We start from the raw sequence: 20,292 nt of genomic DNA on the forward strand, positions 1-20,292 counted from the left end.
AGAAATTACTTAGAAAGACTTAAAAAATATTATCAGATATTTTCCAAATTCAGTTAATGCGCAGAAATACGTATTAACGCCCAAATTTGCTTGGTGACAATAGCGTTTTGGACCCACCTGACTCCATGCCGAACTCAGTAGTGAAACGAAACAGCGCCGATGATAGTGTAGCATTTGCTATGTGAAAGTAGGACATTACCAGGCTTCAAATTGTAGAGAGCCCGAATCTAACGATTCGGGCTTTTTTACGTCTGCAGAAAAGTGAAATGTGCGTAATTAATATACACTCACATCAACACCTATTACGTAGGACGGGCGGGCGTAGCGACTCCCAACGTAAAAGCACTGAAAGTACCCTTATAAAGCTTCTACTTCAATTCTAACCTTCGCGATACAACTCAATATATTCACTAAATCACAGTCTGATTTAAAAGCTAGCTACTTCTTCTCATTTTGTTGCAATTTCATTCTTGGTTTAATAAGTGACCTGTGTAAAACTAGCTGCGTTAATTTAGTAAATCAGGTGACATGAATGTCGAATATTAAAGCTTGGAAACTTATAAGCCTGTTTTGTTTGTCCGCAGTGCTTATGGGTTGTCAATCTAAAGAAGAGCAGCTGCAACAAACAATTCAAGAGTCTATTAAAAAAGCAGATACAGAGCTGTCACAGCTTGGTACTGCGCTTGATAATGGGAATGTGCGCAATGCTGTATTACTTAAAGAATATGGCGAGCTACTTAAAAAACAACAACCAGAGCTTGCAAAAGTTGTTGATGTAATTACCCTTGATACAACGCGCCAAGGCGCACTTTATAGTGGCTTAACACAGCGACTTAAAGATATTAAAGGAACTTACTTAATTCCTCCTTACGAAGATACATTACATAGCATCGATTTGTTGCGTGATGCATCTAGACCTACGCTATTTTCTGATGCGTTAACCGATCCTATCAATATGCTAGCTGATATGTCGAAAGGCACTTTAGCGCGTGTAGGCGCAATTAGTAAGCAAGCTGAAGGTGAGGGTGTTGGTAACCAAATGGTAGGTAACCCTAACTATGGTAACTGGCAATCAAATAGTAACGGTATTAGCTTTTGGCAATGGTACGGAATGTACCGTATTTTAGGCGATGTATTTGACCGTGTTGAATACGGAAGCTGGAGTAAGCGCCGAAAGTATAGTTATTACAATGACTATGGCCGTTCGCGTTATTCAAGCCCCAAACAAATTAAAACCCAAAGCGCGCTAGAAACACGCACGCGCCAAACATACCAACGCCAAGGTAAGCAGTTTACAAGCCCTTATGCGAGTAAAAAAACAGGTGCATCCGGTTTAAGCCGTAGTAGTTATACGCCACCAAAAAGCCGCAGTAGTTATTCTCGTTCTAGCAGTTATAGCAATAGCTCAGGATCGGTGCGTGATAGCGGTAGCAGAACCTCTCGTGGCGTGAGCCGTGGTAAGTAAAAGAATAAAGTTGGAGTTAGAATAATATGTATGAATTTAATGGAATAACTATGTGGTCACTGCAAGCATTGGCGATTGATTTTGCAATTATTGTTTTATTATTTGTAAGCCTTAAATATATAAAAGGCTGGGTTTCAAACTTACACGCAAATGATGAAATAACAGAGCGTGATAACTTTGCTTTTGGTATTAGCTTTGCCGCTGGTTTAGTGGCACTGGCGATTGTATTAACAGGTGTAAGTAGTGGTGCTTTTGCTGCAACACTGCAACAAGAAGCACTGCAAATGTTAGCTTACGGCGCATTAGCTATTGTACTTATTAAGTTGGGCCACTTTTTCCAAGATAAAGTAGCGCTTCGTAAAGTAAGCCTGCACAACGAAATAGTTAAAGGTAACGTTACAGCTTCAATAATTGATTTTGGTCATGTTGTTAGCGTTGCAATAGTTATTCGCTCAGCACTTTTATGGGTGGCTACTGATGGCTGGCATGGTCTTCCAATTGTAATTGCCGCCTTTATTATAGGTAGTGTTGTATTACTACTTGTTAGCCAATACCGAGTACAGTTATTTAAACGTACAAATAAAAGTGGCGACTGCCTACAACAAGCAATTGTTGATGGTAACTTAGCTGTGGGTATTCGTTACGCTGGATTTTTAATAGGTAGTGCATTAGCTATTACAGCTGCAACGGGTGTTGCGCCATACGCTGCTGATAATATTAATGCGAGTTTACTATACTGGGCTATTAGCGCTGTTGTGAGCCTTATCGCATTTATTATTTTGCACTTAGTGACAATTAAAATAATTTTATCTGGTTGCGATATTTCCGATGAAGTTAATCGTCAAAAAAATGTAGGTGTAGCAGCTATTTCTGCAGCAGTATCATTTGCTGTAGGTATCACTATGGCAACCTTACTAGGCGCATAATCAGTGTCATCAACCACAACTACCCCAAGTAAGTCTCGCTTACTTGGGCACGATATATTACTAATTACCGTTATGGCCGTGCTTGCTGGGTGCGGCCTTATTTATGAATACTTACTGTCTCATTATGCGGGCCGTGTACTTGGCTCAGTAGAAAGCGCTATTTACGCCATGATTGGTACTATGATTGTAGCAATGGGCTTAGGCGCTTTTTTAGCGCGCTGGTTTAAAGATGCATTTACCGCTTTTGCTTGGCTAGAAAGCATTATTGCTTTGGTTGGCATGGGCTGCATTTTAGCGATAGCGGGTGTAATAGCTGTAAGTTATTCTCTTCCTCATTTATTTTCGAGCATTTTTAATTTACCCCCAGATGTTGTACTTAATGGTTATGTATTTCAAAAGCTACAAGAGTGGTCACGTTTTCTACCTTATGTTTTTGGTTTAATACTGGGCTTATTTATTGGTATGGAAATACCGCTTATAGCGCGTATTCGTCAGCACGTTTATGGCCGTTTTTTAGAAAATAACGCCGGGACTATTTATGGTGCCGATTATATTGGTGCTGGTATTGGCGCCGCCATTTGGGTAAGCATCATGCTCTCAATGCCTATAATGCAAGCTGCGGCGTGGACTGCGTTATTTAATATCATCGCAGGGCTCGCGTTTTTATGGCGTTACCATGCCCATGTGCGCTTTGCTAAGGCACTTTTAGTTTGCCATATAGTACTGTTGGCATTGTTTGGCTTTATTTTAGTATTTGGCAGTAGCTGGATGAACAATCTAAGTAATGTTTTATACAAAGATAAAGTAATTTATTCGCAAGCAACCAAATACCAGCATGTAGTTTTAACCGAAAGATTAAGCAAAAACCAACCTCAGCCAATCACCGATTTATATTTAAATGGGCGTTTACAGTTCTCAAGTATTGATGAGCAAATATATCATTCAATGCTGGTTTACCCTGCAATGCTTGCCTCTAACAGACACGACCGTGTATTAATAATTGGTGGTGGTGACGGGCTTGCACTTAGAGATGTTTTAAAGTGGCCTGTAAGTGGGGTAACGCTAATAGATTTAGACGCGCAACTACTCAATTTATTTGGTCATAAAGACGGTGACTTTACGCCGCCAGAGCACATCAATAAGCGATTACTACAGCTAAACAATAAATCGATGCAAGACTCGCGAGCCAACATAATTGTGGGTGATGCATTTTTAGAGGTTGAAAAGCTGCTTGATCAATCTAAGCAGTTCGACACCATCTTAATTGATTTACCGGACCCAAATCATCCTGATTTAAATAAAATGTACAGTGACTATTTTTATAATCATGTACGTCAGTTATTAGCACCCGATGGCGCAATGGCGGTTCAATCAACTTCACCTTATCATGCTAAAAAAGCGTTTTTAAGCATTGCTAAAACAGTTAAAGCGGCTGGGTTTGAGTATGTTGAGCAGTATCAGCAAAACATACCTTCGTTTGGGCAGTGGGGCTGGACTATAGCGACTAAAATGGGGCAGTCGGCCAGTGGCCGTATTAATGATGCGACGGCTATGCCTGTGCCATCAAGGTGGATTAGTAAAGAATATTTATTGGCAAGTTTTGTATTTCCCAATCAATACTTTGAACAAGTTAAAAATATTGAGGTCAATAGGTTAGGATCTGGTCAGCTGTATGATTACTACCGAACTGCATGGCAAATAGAAAGCGAATTGTATAAAAATTAAAAAACATGGTTGACATAATATGTCACCCGTGAGAATCTTAACTCAGACATAATATGTCAAACGACAAAAGGCAGAGACATGGAATTAAATGAACTTTCAATAAAATTAGCTTCTTTTGAAACTGAAGGCGCTAACTTTGAGTCTTTCTTGATTGCCAACCCAGGCGAGCAAGATGTTTTACAAGTCATTGTTGATGGAAATGATGAACTTCCAATTTTTGTTACACAAACGCAAGAGCAGTTGTTATGTATTAGCTACTTGTTTGACGAAGATGAAGTTAAGAGTGAATTACGCAACGAATTAAACGAAACATTACTACGTTTAAACGTGCCAATTCCACTGAGTGCATTTGCTAAAATCGATAACAAATACGCGATTTTTGGTGCACTGTCGGTAAATTCATCATTAGATGACGTTACCCACGAACTAGTGACATTAGCCGATAACGCTATCGATGCACTAGAAGCCGTGACCTTGTATTTAAACGATTAATAGCCAGTTAGTGGAGTTAAGATTATGAGTATTTTAAAAAAATTATTTACAGCAGTACGTGGCGGCGCTCGTGAAGCAGGCGAAGCAATTGTAGACAAAAATGGTATCCGTATTTTTGAGCAAGAAATTGCAGACGCGCAAAATGCACTTCACCGTGCTAAAAAAAGCCTTACTGAAGTAATGGCTAAAGAAATGCAAACTAAGCGTAAAATTAGCGCTGTAGATGCATCAATCGCTGAACATGAAGCGTATGCAGGCCAAGCTCTTGAAAAGGGCAACGAAGCGTTAGCATTAGAAATTGCAGAAAAAATTGGTGACTTTGAAGCTGAAAAAGCTGAAAACGAGCAAGTATTATCTGGCTTTAGCAATCACATTGTTACGCTTAAGCAGCAAGTTAAAGATGCTGAAAAATCGATTAAAGAGAATCAGCGCCAGCTTACAATGGTTAAAACCACTGAAAGCGTACAGCAAGCAACAATGGCTGTTAACAGCACGCTTAATACAAACAGCTCGTCTATGACATCGGCTCGTCAATCACTTGAACGCATTAAACAGCGCCAACAAGATCGTAGCGACCAGCTAGGTGCTGCAAAACAACTTGAGTCAGACGTAAATGGCGATGACTTAAAAGCAAAAATGGCTGAAGCAGGCATTGGCGACACAAGTCCAAAAAGCGCTGATATTTTAGCTCGCATCAAAGCGAAGCAAAATAGCTAACCATTACGTTTATACTTTAAAAAGGTAACCGAGTTTTGCTCAGTTACCTTTTTTGCTTAGAGGGCAGCCTTCCTATGTTTAATTTTTTCAAATCTAAAAAAGAGCCAGAGCGTCAGCTTAATCATCCGAGCGAGCTTAAAAAAGGCGACATGTTTAGCGTTATCGACTCCTTTGCTTATCCGGCATGGCTAAAAGGTGAAACGCTACGTGTTACTGGTATTCAGACTTACCAATATCAGCATAGTAGCGATACTGAATTTGTACTTGAGACAAACAGCGGCCAAGTTGTATTTTTACAAATTGAGCAAGATGACGGCGAGGAGTGGGCTAACTTTTCTATTAAAATTCAGCGAAACGAAGTTGAGGAGATATTTGGCCTTGATGAGTTTGCGCGTATTTTTGATGAAGAGTCGTTAACCCACATTACAGTGCAAAATACACCAGAGCGCTTTATGCAGTTTTTAGCTAAAAGCTATCAACAAAGCGAATCGCCTTATGTGTGTTATTTCCATAATAAAGATTACCGCAACCAAACTTTGCCTCGTTATGAGCAAGAAGGTGGTGAGCCATGTGAAATGATTTGCTTAGCGTCAGATAATGAAGGTTTTGGTTTAAATATCGAAATTTGGGATGGCGGCGAAACCGAAGTATCGCTAACGCTCATGCGTCCAATGTCAGACATTGTAGACTTGTTTCCCGGAGATGCTAAGTGAGTGACGCTAAAGACAAGTGGCTACGTCAGGAGCAAGCTGTGCGTGCCACACAAATGGCATTTGATCTAAGCAGTGAAGTTCAAAAGCTGATAAAAAAGCAAGCTATAGACCAAGAGTTAACGCCGTCAGATATGATCCGTAAAATACTTGGCTTAGACGTAAAATCTAAAAAAACGCGTCAACGTTTATCGTTTAATTTAAATGATGATGAAATTGCGCAACTAGCCAGTCGCTTTGATGTCTCAAGTGATGATAAGCGAGCCGTAAAACAACAAGTAGCTGACTTACTAATTGCTCACACTAAAAAAACTAAGTAGTTACACTAGATTATTATGAATATTATTTTAATTGCTTACTTAATTATTTTTGCGTTGTTTGGTACAGCGGCGAGTTATTTTGTACGTTTTATTTATGCGTATTGGGTGCTTAAAACAATGCCCATGAAGTACATTATAAAAGCAGGTATTTGCGTGATACTGGTGGTAGTAATTTCAGCGTTAATTCCGTATTTAAGTTAACGCTGAAATTAAGTTTGATTTACTTTATATCAAACGACTGACATTGCTGATTAATACACAGCGATTGTACTTCAAGTACAGGGGAGCAATCGGTTAAGCCTTGTGCTGCATTTTTTATTTTTTCTTGCTTTGTTATGAGTTGCGCAATATTTTCAGCTTTTTCTTGCGGGGTGTTAAGTGTTGAGTAAACAACATATTTACTCGGTCCACCGCATGCGCGGGCGCCAACTTCAAGCACTTTGCACTGAAAGCTAGCGGTGCAGCTATTATCACTCACCATGTCATTCAGCTCATAGTTTAAGTCAGACAAGTTTTTACTTTGTTCATTGCTTGACGTTATAGTGCTAGCACAACCACTTAGTAATAAAATGCTGCTAGCAACGCTTAAAATTGATAGTTTAATTGCCGATGATAAACAACTCATAACGTTATCCTTAAAATGCACTTACCGCTGAGCCTTCAAGTGTAACACATTTATTTTCAACACACTGCGTGCTTGGCGTTGTTAAATGCTGACAAATACTCATCATCCCTTTTTGTGCATTATAGTTACTTTCAAGCTTAGTAACTTTATCACTTAAGGCTGTTACTTGCTCTTCAGACGCTGATTTTGTTGAATACACAATAAAACTACTCGGTCCACCACATGCGCGGCTACCCACTGCATTTACCCTACATTGCGTGCTTGTATCACATTGCGTGTCTGCAATAAGTGTATTTAACTCGGTTTTAGCTGCTCTGATATCTTCTATTGAAACTTCTTTTAAATCGGCTTTCGGGATTTTTTCAGCAACTGATTTTTTTTGTGTTTTAGTATTCTCTTGTAATTTTTGAAGTACTGGCTTTGATGTTTCAGTTTCAGAGGTGACTGTTACTTGATCTGTTTCAGCTGGTGTTTTATCTAAGCATGCAGTTAAACAAAGAGGTAAAAGTATGGCTAACAATGGGGTACGCATAATAAACCTTGATAGTGATGAAATATTCATCACTATCATACACTGTGCATTTTTTACGGCAATAAAAACTATATAATCAAGTAATTAAAGTCCGCCCTGCGTTAGTTTGGTGGGATTAAGTAGCTTTTCGAGTTCACTGCGTGGTAAATCAGTTTCCTGTTCAGCTACATCAATAATAGGGCGGGCTTCTTTATAAGCCTGCTTTGCTATTTTTGCTGCTTTTTCATAACCGATCACAGGATTGAGCGCCGTCACTAAAATTGGATTTTTAGCGAGTGCTTTATCTATATTTGGCTGATTCACCTTAAAGCTGGCAATGGCTTTATCGCCCAGTGCTTGTGCGCTATTTGCAAGTAACTCTATGCTTTGCAATATATTATACGCAATGACTGGCAGCATCACATTCAGCTCAAAATTACCCGCTTGGCCGGCTACCGTAATAGTGGCATCGTTACCTATTACTTGTGCACTTACCATTGCAGCGGCTTCTGGTATAACAGGGTTTACTTTGCCAGGCATAATAGATGAGCCTGGTTGAAGCGCTTCAAGCTCTATTTCACCTAAGCCTGCAAGTGGTCCTGAGTTCATCCAGCGTAGGTCGTTCGCTATTTTCATTTGTGCGACAGCGAGTACTTTTAATTGCCCCGAAAGCGCAACTATGGCGTCTTGTGAACCTATGTTATAAAAAAAGTTACTGCTAGGCGTAAATCTAATGCCTACATTGGCACTTAGGTTTTCTGTAAATTTTACTGCAAATTTAGGGTCTGCATTTATTCCTGTTCCAACCGCTGTACCACCTTGTGCAAGTTCGCATACACGCTCTAAACTATGTCTAATTCCTGCTGCAGCATGATTAACTTGTGACTGCCATGCACTTAGTGTTTGATCAAATGTAACTGGCATTGCATCCATTAAATGCGTACGGCCCGTTTTAACTATATGGCCTACCTCAGCTTTTTTATTTTCTAGGCTTTGCGATAAGTTTTCAAGCGAAGGAAGTAATTCATACACTACATTTATTGCACTACTGAGTGCGATAGCGGTAGGGACTACATCGTTAGAACTTTGTCCCATGTTTACATCATCATTAGGATGAATACTCTCATTACCTATACGGCTAGCAAGCGTTGCAATAACTTCGTTGGCATTCATATTTGAGCTTGTGCCAGAGCCTGTTTGAAAAATATCAACGGGGAAATGCTCAATGTGTTCGCCATCAATAATACTTTGACAAGCTTGCTCAATAGCATTTGCTTTGTCTTTACTTAGATGGCCAAGCTCGCAGTTACTTTGTGCAGCGGCTTGCTTTATATAAGCCAGTGCAGTGATAAATTGCTTTGGCATAGAAAGGCCACTAATTGCAAAGTTATTAACCGCTCGCTGTGTTTGCGCCTGATAGAGCGCATCAGTAGGTACTTGTAGCTCGCCCATACTGTCTGATTCTGTTCTAAAGCTGCTCATAAGTGTGCTCCTTAAAAAGGGTTGAATTCGTGACTAAGAATACGAGCTTCACGCTCCAGTATTAAAAATTGCGCAGTGTTGTTATGCGCTTTATAAAACCGTTTTAGTGCTAATAAAGGTTTGTATAACTGCTCCACACATTGCTTGCGAATAGCATTATGGATAAGAGGGTCGCACATTTTGTTCATAATTTCATGGTGTGTGCGCCTAAGATAAAACTCTTGAAGCAAAGGATTACGCTGTTGTTCAAAGTTTTTGGCTACGTTTAGGGCGGTTTCTATGTAATCGGCAACGAGCATGGGTGCATGCAGGCCGGGTCTTAAGCAATGACAAGAGAGTTCTTGATGATAACGATGCTGTGCATGATTTGAAGACATAAAAAAACCGACTTAAGTTAACGATAATGGTTATCATTACATTTAATCGGTTTCAGTGTAAACAGTTATTATTAAAATTATTTGCGATATTAATTTGAGTTTTAATTGTAGCCAAGAATAAATATCTGATCTGTTTCATGTTTTGTTATCGCCTTTTGATTATGTTTAGGATGCGAAAGTAAATCGATTACTGTAGCTCTCATATCAACGGCATAACTATGATCGTCGGTGGTTTTTTCAATTATAGCAACAGCTGCATCTACAGCTGTATAAGAGGGAGTATGCATAATATTTTCCTATTAATTAAATCATAAATTAACCCAAGTAAGGGTTAATATAACTAAAGCATAATACATACCACTGCCTTAAATTAGTTGTAGAGTTATGAATTTAATAGTCTTTATAAATACTCGATACAATTTTAGTTACCCAAAATTAGCAATTTGCGATATTGTTGTGCAATATGCTTCTCATTTGGTGCAAAGTAATGGCTAAACCTTTCTCACAAGCTTGCGAAAATAACAAAAAACCTATTTTAAAAGTGCTTACTCAGGTACTTAATAAAACGAAAGTATTGCTTGAAATAGGCTCAGGAACCGGCCAACATAGTGTGTTTTTTGCAGAACAATTACCACATTTACAATGGCATACAAGTGATCGCGCTATAAACCACGAAGGGATTAATTTATGGCACCACGAAGCTAATTTAACTAATTTACATGCACCACTTGAGCTTGATTTAAATAATGAGTGGCCAATAGATAAGGTTGACGCTATTTATACTGCAAACACATTTCATATTGTAAGTTGGCAATTAGTTGAACGTTTTTTTGACGGTGTTAAACGTCACTTAAATAGCGACGGTATGTTGTGTATTTATGGGCCATTCAAATACCAAGATGAATTTACCAGCCCAAGTAATGATGACTTTAGTGCCTTTTTAACAGAGCGCGATCCGTTAAGTGGAATAAGAGATTTTGAAGCAGTTGAACAACTAGCTAAGCAAGCAGGGCTTACGCTTATTAGCGATACTGCCATGCCTGCAAATAATCAGTTACTCGTTTTTAAACGGCAGTAATGAGCTACATTGCTCTTTATATATATCAATATGGCCGCGTTCACGCTTTAAGTAGTCGCTTATTGCATTACTGAAATCGCCATCAACAATATGGTGAGCAGAGTAGGTAAGTACGGGTTCAAATCCGCGTGCTATTTTGTGCTCACCTTGTGCACCCGAATGAAAACAGTTGAGTTTATGTTTTATTGCAAACTCAATACCTTGGTAATAACACAACTCAAAGTGAAGCGAATCTACTTCCTCACTTGCTCCCCAGTAGCGCCCATAAAGCGTATTTGCACCTACTAAACTGAGTGTTGCAGCAATCACGTTATCGTCTCTTTTGGCCAGCATAATAACGAGAGTATTAGCCATTAAGGCATGTAAAAGCGTAAAAAACTCCATATTTAAATAGCCCAAATGACCAGAACGCTTTAAGTAGGTACGCTGATAAAACTCACAAAACAATTGCATTATCTCGGGCGTAATTTGCGTTCCTTGCAGCCATTCAATATCAATATTTTGTTGCGCTATTTTAGCTCGCTCTTTTTTAAGTGACTTACGTTTTCGTGAGCTAAGTATTTGCAAAAAGTCGTCAAAGGTTTCAAAACCTTTATTAAACCACTGAAATTGCACACCCACTCTTAACATGGCATGTTGCTCAGTTAATGAAGTCGCTTGGGCTTGGTCGCAAAAATTAACATGCCAACCCGACCACTTTTGCTCAGCACTGTGTATGCTAAGTTGCTCTGTAATGTACTGATACACCGCATTTGGGTTAGCGTGATCGATAGCAATACGCTTGCCTTCAATAGGGCTAAAGGGAATTCCAGATAGCCACTTGGGATAATATTCTAAACCGTGTTTTTCGTATGCCTCAGCCCATGCCCAGTCAAATACGTACTCGCCATATGAATGACTTTTTAAATACCCGGGTGCAAGTGCAACGAGCGTATCATCTTCAAAAATAGCGAGGTGATGGGGCTGCCAACCGCTTTTTTGTGTTACGCATTGGCTTTGTTCAAGGGCATATAAAAAAGCATGTTGAGTAAATGGTTCATCACCAAATAAACGTTGCCACTGCGCCTGATCAATCTCATTAATACTGCTAAACCATTGGTGCGAAAACGTTCCCATGACTACTTACCTTGTAGTTGTTCTAAGCTGTTCTACATTTTTAATAAACGTACTAATTTGCATTTTAAGCTCGGTAAAATGAGGATTATAAGTTAAGCGTTGTAAAGCCGGATAGTGTTTTAAGTTGGCGCTTGTACGCTCTCCTAGTTGTGGATTTGTTGTTGTTTTACATGTTTTGTACAGGGGCTCGTCATTAATAAAGCTGCCACAATTACGATAGGTTGCGTTAATTCCATAATGTGGATTTTGCGGTGAGTTAACAACAGCAATATGCGACATACCATGAACTTTTTTACACTGAGGCGTTGTGCACTGCGGATTATTTACTGTGTAGTCTCTAGCAAAGTCTGGCGGTAAAATATCAGTGCTTCCATAAAGTACTAAAGTATCGAGCGGCTTATATTTTACTGAATTACCTTTGTGCAACGCACTTAATAATTTTAGCGTGGCACGCGTATCTATCGTGGTATCAATGTCGGAAAGTACACTAAAAATAGGCAATTTAAGTGCAGGGCGTTTGTTTAAACTACTTACGCTTGCAAGTGACATTGCATCGTATGAAGCGGCAGCTGCATTTAAAGGAAATGATTCATACTTAGCAAAGTCTACATCGGCGTCTTTATCTATCCAATTAACAAAGGGTATGGCATCAATCCACTTTGCTATCCAGCCGTACTTATTATGCGGCTCAGAGCCGGGCGAATAAAGCATAAGCGCTTTAATTTTAGGCGAAACAGTGTGTTTGGTTGCGTAATCAATAAGTAACGCTGCACCGGTAGAGTAACCTGCAAGTATCACCTCATCAAAGTCTTGCATCGATCGCTCAACTCCGTACTTTATTGCCTGTTGCCACTGGCTAACCTCTACATTGAGTAAAGCACTTGCGGCACTTCCATGCCCTGGTAATAATATAGTACGCACGGTATAGCCTTGCTGATAATACACTTGTGCTAAATCGTGATACGTAAAGGGTGAGTCAGTTAACCCGTGGATTAATAGTGCAACTTTATTACTGCTTGGATGCGTAAGCTCAAAAGGGGCAATAATATCTACAATAGTAGGGTCTGATTTTCGCGTACCTTGTGTCACTAATTGCTGATACGTTTGTGTAATAACGGGGCATGGCATATTTGCACGGGGATTGGCTTTATTTATATGTTTATACGCATAATCTAAGTAATGATTGAATGGTAAAAGGGCGTGGTAATTAAAACGCTGGTGATTGTGCTCATTTTCAAAGCGTAATAAGCCTTGTTGCTTACTTTTTGTTATAAATTTGAAGTCGCTCGCCTGCGATATACAATTTTGAGCGACAATAATATGCGAAAAAACACTTAAAATAAAACCAAAAAATATGTTTGAAATTAAACCACTATTGTTCATTAACTTCTGCATATTGGACAAGACACTCGGTTAGCTTACTGAGTTCAAGCGGCTTTGCAAGATGCTGGTTAAATCCAACTGCTTGTGCATGTGCTTTATCCTCAGGCATAACGTCGGCGGTTAAAGCAATGATAGGGAGCTCTTCGTCTGTTTTAAATTGCCTGATCAGTGCCGTGGCTCTATAACCATCCATTATGGGCATTTGGCAATCCATAAGCACTAAGTCAAAATGTTGTTCTTTTACAATGTTGACCGCCAGCTCACCATTTTCAACAATGTGCGGCACAATACCTAGCGACCCAAGCATTGCTTTAATGACCATTTGATTTACGGGATTATCCTCTGCAACAAGAATACTTAAAGATGCAGCATTGGTATTTGCAGTCGTTATGGTTGGGAGCTCTTCTGGCTCTGTTGTTTCTAGCTGTATCTCAAATGTGAAAGTAGATCCCTGCTCTAATTCACTTTGCAACGTTATTTGGGCGTTCATTAATTGGCTCAGCTCTCTAGCGATGGTTAAACCAAGGCCAGTTCCTCCAAACTGCCGTGAAGTAGAGCTATCGGCCTGAGTAAACGCATTAAACAGTTTGTTATGTTGGTTTGATTTAATGCCTATACCAGTATCAACAACGTTAATTGTTATTTTTACTTCATTGGTAGATACAAACTCGGTATCGATATTTAGTGTAACGCTGCCTTTTTTTGTAAATTTAATAGCATTACTGCATAAGTTAAGCAGTATTTGCTCTATCCGCATAGAATCGCCAATAAACCATGTGTCGGCTGGTAATTTACAGTTAATTTTCCAATCAAGGCCTTTATTTATAGCGCTTTGTTCAAACATGGTATTAATACGCTGTACAAGTGCATTTAAATCAAATGGGATATATTCAAGAACTAAGCGTTGTGATTCTATTTTTGATATATCGAGAATATCGTTTATTAGGTTTAACAAGCTTTTTGATGATGAGTTTATTTTATCCAAATAGCCAATGAGTGTATTTGCGTTATCTTCTTTACGCGCCAGAGACGAAAAGCCAATTACAGCATTTAACGGCGTACGTATTTCATGACTCATATTCGCTAAAAACTGACTTTTAGCTTGGTTAGCTAAATCAGATTGCTTTTTAGCTTGTACTAGAGAGTAAGTGCGCTCAGCTACTTGGCGAGTCAGCGCAATTTGCTGCTGATTAAATAGTAGTAATACCATCAAAATTAATGAGCATACGGCCACTTGGAGTATAAGTAATAATAAAGTGAGTTGGCTATTGTGCTGTGATAAAAACTTTTCTTTTAGTGATAGTTTTACAACCCATTGTTGCCCACCAAAGTCAACATTGAACGACATTGGGCGACTGCCTTGTGCTTGGTCGAGGTTCTTTGAGTAATTAGTATAAAATGGAGGCTCGTTTATATCTTCATAAATACCAATCGAGAACATGTCTGATTGTTGCTCAGAAATAGCTTGTTCAATCATACTGCGCACTAAAAACACACCAGTGGCATAGCCTTTAATTTTTTCTCCACTCATACTTTGAGAGTGCACAGGCGCAAATAATAAATAAGCTGGGCTTGGCTCTTTGGTTTGCACCAGTTGGATTATTTTAGTGCTAATAGGTAAATATTTAATGGCAGGGTTGAGTAATGATGCTTTTCTATCTGAATTTGAAAAGACATTAAATCCAATCGCTTTTTGATTACCGTTAAAAGGTGCAATATATTTAACAATAACGAGAGGGTCATTATCCTCAAGTGGTTTACCTACGATATCAATATCTAAATGATAAATATTTGAGATTTCTTCAGTAAAAGCATTGCGCTGATCTTGGTCTATTTTTACATTCCACGATAAAGCTTTAATAAATGAATGTTGTTTAAGTAGCTGGCTTGCATAAGAATAAAAGTCTTGCTGATTTAATTTCGATGATGATTGGACTTGGCTCGCTAAACTTTGCACGGCAATAATACTGCGATTTGTGTACCTATATAAGCTATTTTCTATAACGTGAACTTCACGCTCAGCAATTTTAATCGTATTGATACGATTTTCTCGGTCATACAATTGAGTTGTAACGGCAACCGAGAAAAATAAAACTGAACATACTGCAAGAGTCGGTAATACAGATATATTATATTGATTCGACTTTTGTGGTAGCAGAGACAGTAACAATGGAGTGGCAATTAAAACACCTAAAGTATCGCCAAGCCACCAGTAAGTAACATTTTTCCAGTGATTATCAATACTGTAAACAGGGTTGAATTCACTCAGTGCAAATACACCACAATTAGCTGAAATTAAGCTCACTAAAATGGCTACTACAACAATAAAATAAATGATATTTTTGCGTTTTTTAAAGCGTAACGGATGGCCCAACCAAAATTTTAAAAGCGCCGCACCTACCATTGCCTGTATTACAACACCAAAAGAGATGTACATCGCCTCATTAAATGAGTTGCCAATGAGTACCATTTCATGGACTGAGTTATTAAAAACATTAAGATTAAAAGCTATAGAAGCTATAAATAATGGCAGAATAAATCGCCACCACCATATATAACACCCCACTAAAGCAATACCGGCGGGTAACCAAATAGGAATTATTTGTGAGTTAAAAGCAAGTTTAGTGAGTGCAATGCCGACTAAGAAGTATGCAAAGGCAAAAATTATGTAAAAAATAAAAGAGTGATATTTTGAGTTAAAATTTTTCACATAAGGTCCAAGCGATTATTATTCTCATTTTTTAAATATCAGTATAGCTAACAGTAAGTTATTTGCGGAATTTTTATAATGGTAACTGCTTTTTGCTAAATGACTGCTTTAACACGACAGTTGATTCTATATTAGCAATGCAACTTAAACCACCTAATTGATGTTTTACAAATCTCTCATAGCTCTCAAGATCGTGTGCAATAATTTTTAATAGATAATCATAGCTTCCTGATATTACACAACACTCTAATACATGTGGTAATTTTTCTACATGGTGTTCAAATTGCTCAGCAGCACTTACCGAGTTTTGGCTTAGCCTCACAAACGCATACACCAGCACATTAAGATTAAGTGCTTTAGGATTTATAGCTGCGTGGTAGCCGGTAATAATGTTTTCTTGTTCGAGCTTTTTTATACGCCTTAAGCAAGGTGTATCAGACAAATTAATGCTGCTAGCCAAGTCTGAAACTGACATGCGGGCTTGGCTTTGCAGTGCGATGAGTAATTGCTGATCTTTTTTATCTAACATAGTTATCGGCTTTCATTAATTATCTTTATATTTGTAGTGATTATTGCTAAATATTATGGTTTTTACTATTTTTTTTGGCGTTTTACTCTCATTAAACTCTGTTAGCATTTAATTATAAAAATAATAGAGCACAACAATGAACACACATACCGCTATTTTCGATCAATGGATACGAACAGGATTTGTCACTTTAAATAGTGAACTTGAGCAGCTCTATTGGCAACAAACCGATAAAGCAAATGTAGAAGGAATAGGTGAGGCCTTAAAGCAACAGTTAGAAAAAGAAGGCAACGCATTAATTAGCAATTTATTAGCCGAGGGAAACACAGATCAAGGCTTTGATAGCGCTTTTGACTTACTCGGTAACGTAGGATTATTTATGGCGGCGTGTAGGCGCCATGAAATTACTGAGCCAAGCAGAGAAACTACCTCTCCACTAATTGAAGCCTCAGCGCTTGCTATGCATATAGGTGCATCCATTGGCGTAACTCCTCGTTTTGCTACCGCCCACTTAACTACTCATAACAAAGCACTTAACGGTATTTATAAACGGTTTACTAATTTACCTGATGAAAAGCTATTTATTGATTACAACACCCAAGGTATTTTGGCCTATAAACGTGCAAGTGATGCTTTATTAAAAATATTGCCGTTAGGTATTTCACACCCCTTGTGTGGTGAGTTATTAAAAGTAGCTAAACAAGCGCTTATAGATGTGATTGAGTCAAATAATGCACTTTATTCTGAGCTCGATACAGATCGCTTTTTTAACTGCGTTCGCCCTTATTATAAACCGTACCGTGTAGGTAAAGAGGTTTACAGAGGGGCAAATGCTGGTGACTTTGCAGGTATTAATGTGATTGACATGTTACTAGGGCTATGTAGCGCAAATGAGCCTAGTTACTCGCAAATGCTGGTGGATAAGTTTTTATATATGATGCCGGAGGATCAACAAATCCTACGAGAAGCCATGCGTATGCAAAGCTTTATGGATGACTTTTTACAAGCCAAGCCATTTAAAAATACAGATTGGTTTAAAAATCACGCAACGTTATTTATTCAAGTGTGTAAATTACATGGCGACACCGCAGTCGGTCATCATAATCAATTGGTTGAAAAATTTATTGCTCAGCCTTCAAAAAATATGCAACAGCAGCATATGAGCAAGGTAACAGCAAGTGGTCCGCCGCTTCATGTATTACTTGATTCGCTCGAAAAATTAAGAGATAGGCGAGCCAGTGCCAAACGCGACGATATAAAAACACGTTTTGACGATCTAAATACACTTAAAGAATGGGTTAAATAGCATGCTTAAAAATGATTTTTGTATGGCAGATGGCTGTTATTTATTAAACCACTCGGTAGGGCGTCCTCTTAAAAATACACAGCAATATTTAGCACAGCACTACTTTTTACCGTGGGAGAGCTCAAATAAAGAACCTTGGCAACAATGGCTGCCCGCAGTTGAGCAATTTACTACCGCGCTTGGTAAGTTATTTAATGCGCCTAGTTCGCAGTTTTGTCCTCAAGTTAATTTATCAAGTGGCTTAACAAAGTTGCTTATGTCGCACCCTCGATTACAGCAAAAAAATTGTAAAGTGCTTATGGCGCAAAGTGATTTTCCGAGCATGGGTTTTGCAATGCAAAAAGCGTTGCCAGAGTGTGCGCAAATTATGTTTATACCAGAGCACGAAAACCTAACTGATATTAGTGTTTGGCAGCGTTATATAACCGCCGACATCGATTTAGTTTTTATAAGTCATGTGTATTCAAATACAGGTGTACAGGCGCCGGTATACGATATTGTAGCTATAAGTAAATTAACCAATAGTTTATCAATAGTTGATGTTGCTCAGTCAGCGGGTGTGATACCGCTTGATTTAAGCGTGCTCGATGCGGACTTTATGATTGGCTCGAGCGTCAAATGGTTATGTGGTGGCCCAGGTGCAGCTTATTTATGGGTTAACAAAAACCAAATAAAGTTCTGTGAGCCTAAAGATGTGGGGTGGTTTTCGCATCAAAATCCATTTGAGTTCGATATTAATAATTTTGAATATAACAGCAGTGCGCTTAAGTTTTGGGGTGGAACACCTTCTGTAGCGCCTTATATTATCGCTGCAAATAGCATTAATTACTTTGCAGAACTAACTGCTCACAAGGTAAGGGATCATAATTTAGCTATGCTTACGCTTATTCATGAGCAACTAGCTGAATATGTTGCATCACCTATGGGTAGTGATAAATGCAGCGGGACTGTTATTTTATTTTTTAACAAGCAGCAAGACTATTTACTTACAGAGCTTAATAAAGCGAAAGTCAGTGTAGATGCTCGTAAATTTGGGATACGAGTATCGCCACATATTTATAATACCCGAGAAGACGTTGAGCAGTTTATTTCGATAGTAAAACGAGCACTTAAGGGTTTTGGCTAAGCTGCTGCTGTCTTTGTTTTAATGACTCTATTTTTTGCTGCATTTGATTAATTGATGCGTCGTAAGCTTGCTTTAACGAATTTGTTTTAGTTGCGATAGCATCAGCAATAGACGAAGCGCCTAAACGATTGGCTTTATCTTGAGTCATGTAATCTATCTGCTGTTTTTTAGCTGCGTATTCTTTTTGGCTTTGTGCAATAGATAGCTCAAGACGCTTTATTTCACGCTCTATTTGCTGAACCTCTAAGTAGTCATCCACAGAGGTGTCGCTAATACCTTTATCGGGCGTAGAGCTTTTATATGCTTCAATTACGTTTATATCTTTAAGAGTAATAACTTGTGCATCTTTAGCGCAAGGCGTTTGGCTAAAGGTAGTAACGCCCTTAATTACACACTTATACACTGTTGTACTTTGTGCCAAGGTCAAAAATGGAACTGCCGCGCAAACTGATAGCAATATGAATCGGATCATAGCTAAACCTAAAGTGGCTAAAGTTGTGTTAATAATGCCCGAAGTTATTACAAGGCACAATTTGTTTAGTTTTTATAAATTTCAGGTACAAAAAAACCACAATTAAGTGGTTTAAATTAAGTATGGTCCAGAGGGAGGGATAGACTTGCTTACATCCATGTAATCAATCGCTGCGCGACGCTTGCAGCGGCCCAAAATGTTCCAGACACTTTGTCGAACCCTGTCGAGGGTTCTCACCCTCCCAATTTAGTATCGGTGTTAAATTTTAGGCACAAAAAAACCACAATTAAGTGGTTTAAATTAAGTATGGTGGAGAGGGAGGGATAGACTTGCTTACATCCATGTAATCAATCGCTGCGCGACGCTTGCAGCGGCCTAAAATGTTCCAGACATTTTATTGAACCCTGTCGAGGGTTCTCACCCTCCCAATTTCGTACCGGTGTTAAAATTTAGGCACAAAAAAACCACAATTAAGTTGTTTAAATTAAGTATGGTGGAGAGGGAGGGATTCGAACCCTCGATAGAGCTACAAACTCTATACTCCCTTAGCAGGGGAGCTCCTTCGGCCACTCGGACACCTCTCCAACGCATAACCGGTTGTATTGATGGAAGTAAAAAAAGCCACCAATTAAAATATGGTGGAGAGATAGGGATTTGAACCCTAGATGGGCTATAAACCCATGCCGGTTTTCAAGACCGGTGCATTCGACCACTCTGCCATCTCTCCGTGACGCAGAATAATACTTAGGTGATACCGCTGTGTAAATAGCAAAATGACTGTTTGCCTAATATTTGTACGTAAATGAGGTTTTTTTTGTAAATAAATAGAAATTAAGGCAGTTTTTGAATAATAAATAGGTTGCAGCAAACTGTGGGAGCTAAAGAAGAGGCTTCATTTAGTGGTTGAGTGTTTGCTGCACCGCAAAAATAATCATGGTTGGGTGATTATTTATATTGAGCTGCGCCGCTAAGTGCTAACCTTTTACCAATAGTGTTAAGTCTAGCTAACATTTTTGCTTTACGGTTAGTTGGTTTAACTGCAATGTGCGCAGATGCCGTTTGGTTTAATGTATTAATTGGATTCATTACCTTGCTCCGAGTTTGTCTGTTGAAATCGAGTGCATTTTGCACGTTAACTGATTAAAAATACAACGATAAAAATTGAGTGTGAAGCATTAGTTATTTTGATGTGAAAATCTTTTAAATACGTTCGATTTTACTT

At 38.8% G+C, this 20,292-nt stretch carries 22 protein-coding genes, 2 tRNA genes and 1 rRNA gene; 12 read left to right on the forward strand and 13 right to left on the reverse strand.

Annotation, left to right across the window (positions count from 1 at the left end):
- The first annotated feature begins 89 nt into the window (after nt 1–89).
- From rrf to AC0VZ4_RS00235, 9 genes are all read left to right on the forward strand, one after another.
- Nucleotides 90–204: ribosomal RNA gene (rrf, locus tag AC0VZ4_RS00195) — 5S ribosomal RNA — on the forward strand.
- Between the two features lie 328 nt (nt 205–532).
- Complete coding sequence (locus AC0VZ4_RS00200; protein ID WP_475440585.1) at nt 533–1,465, forward strand: CHAD domain-containing protein; 933 nt, start codon at nt 533–535, stop codon at nt 1,463–1,465.
- 26 nt (nt 1,466–1,491) lie between these two features.
- On the forward strand, nt 1,492–2,391 hold the full coding sequence (locus tag AC0VZ4_RS00205; protein ID WP_475440586.1) for a DUF350 domain-containing protein: 900 nt from the start codon (nt 1,492–1,494) through the stop codon (nt 2,389–2,391).
- Between the two features lie 3 nt (nt 2,392–2,394).
- Nucleotides 2,395–4,116 (forward strand): polyamine aminopropyltransferase, encoded by a 1,722-nt coding sequence (locus AC0VZ4_RS00210; RefSeq protein ID WP_475440587.1) that lies wholly within the window; start codon nt 2,395–2,397, stop codon nt 4,114–4,116.
- 78 nt (nt 4,117–4,194) lie between these two features.
- On the forward strand, nt 4,195–4,608 hold the full coding sequence (locus AC0VZ4_RS00215) for a YjfI family protein (RefSeq protein ID WP_004335098.1): 414 nt from the start codon (nt 4,195–4,197) through the stop codon (nt 4,606–4,608).
- 24 nt (nt 4,609–4,632) lie between these two features.
- A complete protein-coding gene (locus AC0VZ4_RS00220; RefSeq protein ID WP_007377917.1) occupies nt 4,633–5,325 on the forward strand; it encodes a PspA/IM30 family protein in 693 nt (230 codons plus the stop codon).
- Between the two features lie 74 nt (nt 5,326–5,399).
- Nucleotides 5,400–6,038: a DUF4178 domain-containing protein gene (locus AC0VZ4_RS00225; RefSeq protein ID WP_007377916.1), complete on the forward strand. Its 639-nt coding sequence runs from the start codon at nt 5,400–5,402 to the stop codon at nt 6,036–6,038.
- Entirely contained in the window at nt 6,035–6,355 is a 321-nt protein-coding gene (locus tag AC0VZ4_RS00230) for a hypothetical protein (protein WP_007377915.1), read from the forward strand. Before AC0VZ4_RS00225 ends, AC0VZ4_RS00230 begins: the two co-directional genes overlap by 4 nt.
- A 15-nt stretch (nt 6,356–6,370) precedes the next feature.
- The gene (locus AC0VZ4_RS00235; RefSeq protein WP_007377914.1) at nt 6,371–6,556 is read left to right on the forward strand and encodes a hypothetical protein; all 186 of its coding nucleotides are present in this window, start codon (nt 6,371–6,373) and stop codon (nt 6,554–6,556) included.
- Nucleotides 6,557–6,575: 19 nt separating this feature from the next.
- On the opposite strand, the gene AC0VZ4_RS00240 is transcribed toward AC0VZ4_RS00235, so the two are convergent.
- The 5 genes from AC0VZ4_RS00240 to AC0VZ4_RS00260 form a co-directional block, all read right to left on the reverse strand.
- On the reverse strand, nt 6,576–6,980 hold the full coding sequence (locus AC0VZ4_RS00240) for a hypothetical protein (protein WP_007377913.1): 405 nt from the start codon (nt 6,978–6,980) through the stop codon (nt 6,576–6,578).
- Nucleotides 6,981–6,990: 10 nt separating this feature from the next.
- Nucleotides 6,991–7,512 (reverse strand): hypothetical protein, encoded by a 522-nt coding sequence (locus tag AC0VZ4_RS00245; protein ID WP_475440588.1) that lies wholly within the window; start codon nt 7,510–7,512, stop codon nt 6,991–6,993.
- Between the two features lie 84 nt (nt 7,513–7,596).
- A complete protein-coding gene (locus tag AC0VZ4_RS00250) occupies nt 7,597–8,973 on the reverse strand; it encodes a class II fumarate hydratase (protein WP_475440589.1) in 1,377 nt (458 codons plus the stop codon).
- Between the two features lie 11 nt (nt 8,974–8,984).
- Complete coding sequence (locus AC0VZ4_RS00255) at nt 8,985–9,350, reverse strand: hypothetical protein (protein ID WP_475440590.1); 366 nt, start codon at nt 9,348–9,350, stop codon at nt 8,985–8,987.
- A 101-nt stretch (nt 9,351–9,451) separates the two neighbouring features.
- Nucleotides 9,452–9,637, reverse strand: a complete 186-nt coding sequence (locus AC0VZ4_RS00260; protein WP_007377909.1) for a hypothetical protein — start codon at nt 9,635–9,637, stop codon at nt 9,452–9,454.
- A gap of 200 nt (nt 9,638–9,837) precedes the next feature.
- Between AC0VZ4_RS00260 and AC0VZ4_RS00265 the strand changes: the two genes are divergently transcribed.
- Nucleotides 9,838–10,428, forward strand: a complete 591-nt coding sequence (locus AC0VZ4_RS00265) for a DUF938 domain-containing protein (RefSeq protein ID WP_007377908.1) — start codon at nt 9,838–9,840, stop codon at nt 10,426–10,428.
- Here AC0VZ4_RS00265 and AC0VZ4_RS00270 read toward each other — a convergent pair.
- From AC0VZ4_RS00270 to AC0VZ4_RS00285, 4 genes are all read right to left on the reverse strand, one after another.
- A complete protein-coding gene (locus AC0VZ4_RS00270) occupies nt 10,405–11,544 on the reverse strand; it encodes a GNAT family N-acetyltransferase (RefSeq protein WP_096792190.1) in 1,140 nt (379 codons plus the stop codon). The two genes, AC0VZ4_RS00265 and AC0VZ4_RS00270, sit on opposite strands and share 24 nt — an antisense overlap.
- A 6-nt stretch (nt 11,545–11,550) precedes the next feature.
- Nucleotides 11,551–12,927, reverse strand: coding sequence for an alpha/beta hydrolase (locus AC0VZ4_RS00275; protein WP_475441591.1), 1,377 nt, complete (start codon nt 12,925–12,927; stop codon nt 11,551–11,553).
- Nucleotides 12,917–15,637 carry an ATP-binding protein gene (locus AC0VZ4_RS00280; RefSeq protein WP_096792192.1) on the reverse strand — a complete coding sequence of 907 codons (2,721 nt, stop codon included), beginning with the start codon at nt 15,635–15,637 and terminating at the stop codon, nt 12,917–12,919. Before AC0VZ4_RS00280 ends, AC0VZ4_RS00275 begins: the two co-directional genes overlap by 11 nt.
- 73 nt (nt 15,638–15,710) lie before the next feature.
- Nucleotides 15,711–16,166, reverse strand: a complete 456-nt coding sequence (locus AC0VZ4_RS00285) for an Lrp/AsnC family transcriptional regulator (RefSeq protein WP_007377904.1) — start codon at nt 16,164–16,166, stop codon at nt 15,711–15,713.
- Nucleotides 16,167–16,302: 136 nt separating this feature from the next.
- Between AC0VZ4_RS00285 and AC0VZ4_RS00290 the strand changes: the two genes are divergently transcribed.
- Complete coding sequence (locus AC0VZ4_RS00290; protein ID WP_475440591.1) at nt 16,303–17,472, forward strand: PrnB family protein; 1,170 nt, start codon at nt 16,303–16,305, stop codon at nt 17,470–17,472.
- 1 nt (nt 17,473) lies between these two features.
- Nucleotides 17,474–18,598, forward strand: coding sequence for an aminotransferase class V-fold PLP-dependent enzyme (locus AC0VZ4_RS00295; protein WP_475440592.1), 1,125 nt, complete (start codon nt 17,474–17,476; stop codon nt 18,596–18,598).
- On the opposite strand, the gene AC0VZ4_RS00300 is transcribed toward AC0VZ4_RS00295, so the two are convergent.
- The 4 genes from AC0VZ4_RS00300 to AC0VZ4_RS00315 form a co-directional block, all read right to left on the reverse strand.
- Nucleotides 18,582–19,070, reverse strand: coding sequence for a DUF4124 domain-containing protein (locus tag AC0VZ4_RS00300; protein WP_342865198.1), 489 nt, complete (start codon nt 19,068–19,070; stop codon nt 18,582–18,584). The genes AC0VZ4_RS00295 and AC0VZ4_RS00300 overlap by 17 nt on opposite strands.
- A 491-nt stretch (nt 19,071–19,561) precedes the next feature.
- Nucleotides 19,562–19,654: transfer RNA gene (locus AC0VZ4_RS00305), tRNA-Ser, on the reverse strand.
- Nucleotides 19,655–19,706: 52 nt separating this feature from the next.
- Nucleotides 19,707–19,797, reverse strand: a tRNA-Ser gene (locus tag AC0VZ4_RS00310).
- A gap of 218 nt (nt 19,798–20,015) precedes the next feature.
- Complete coding sequence (locus AC0VZ4_RS00315; RefSeq protein ID WP_007377900.1) at nt 20,016–20,156, reverse strand: hypothetical protein; 141 nt, start codon at nt 20,154–20,156, stop codon at nt 20,016–20,018.
- Between the last annotated feature and the right edge of the window lie 136 nt (nt 20,157–20,292).

It is taken from the genome of Pseudoalteromonas sp. QJM3NY_22, assembly GCF_056173065.1.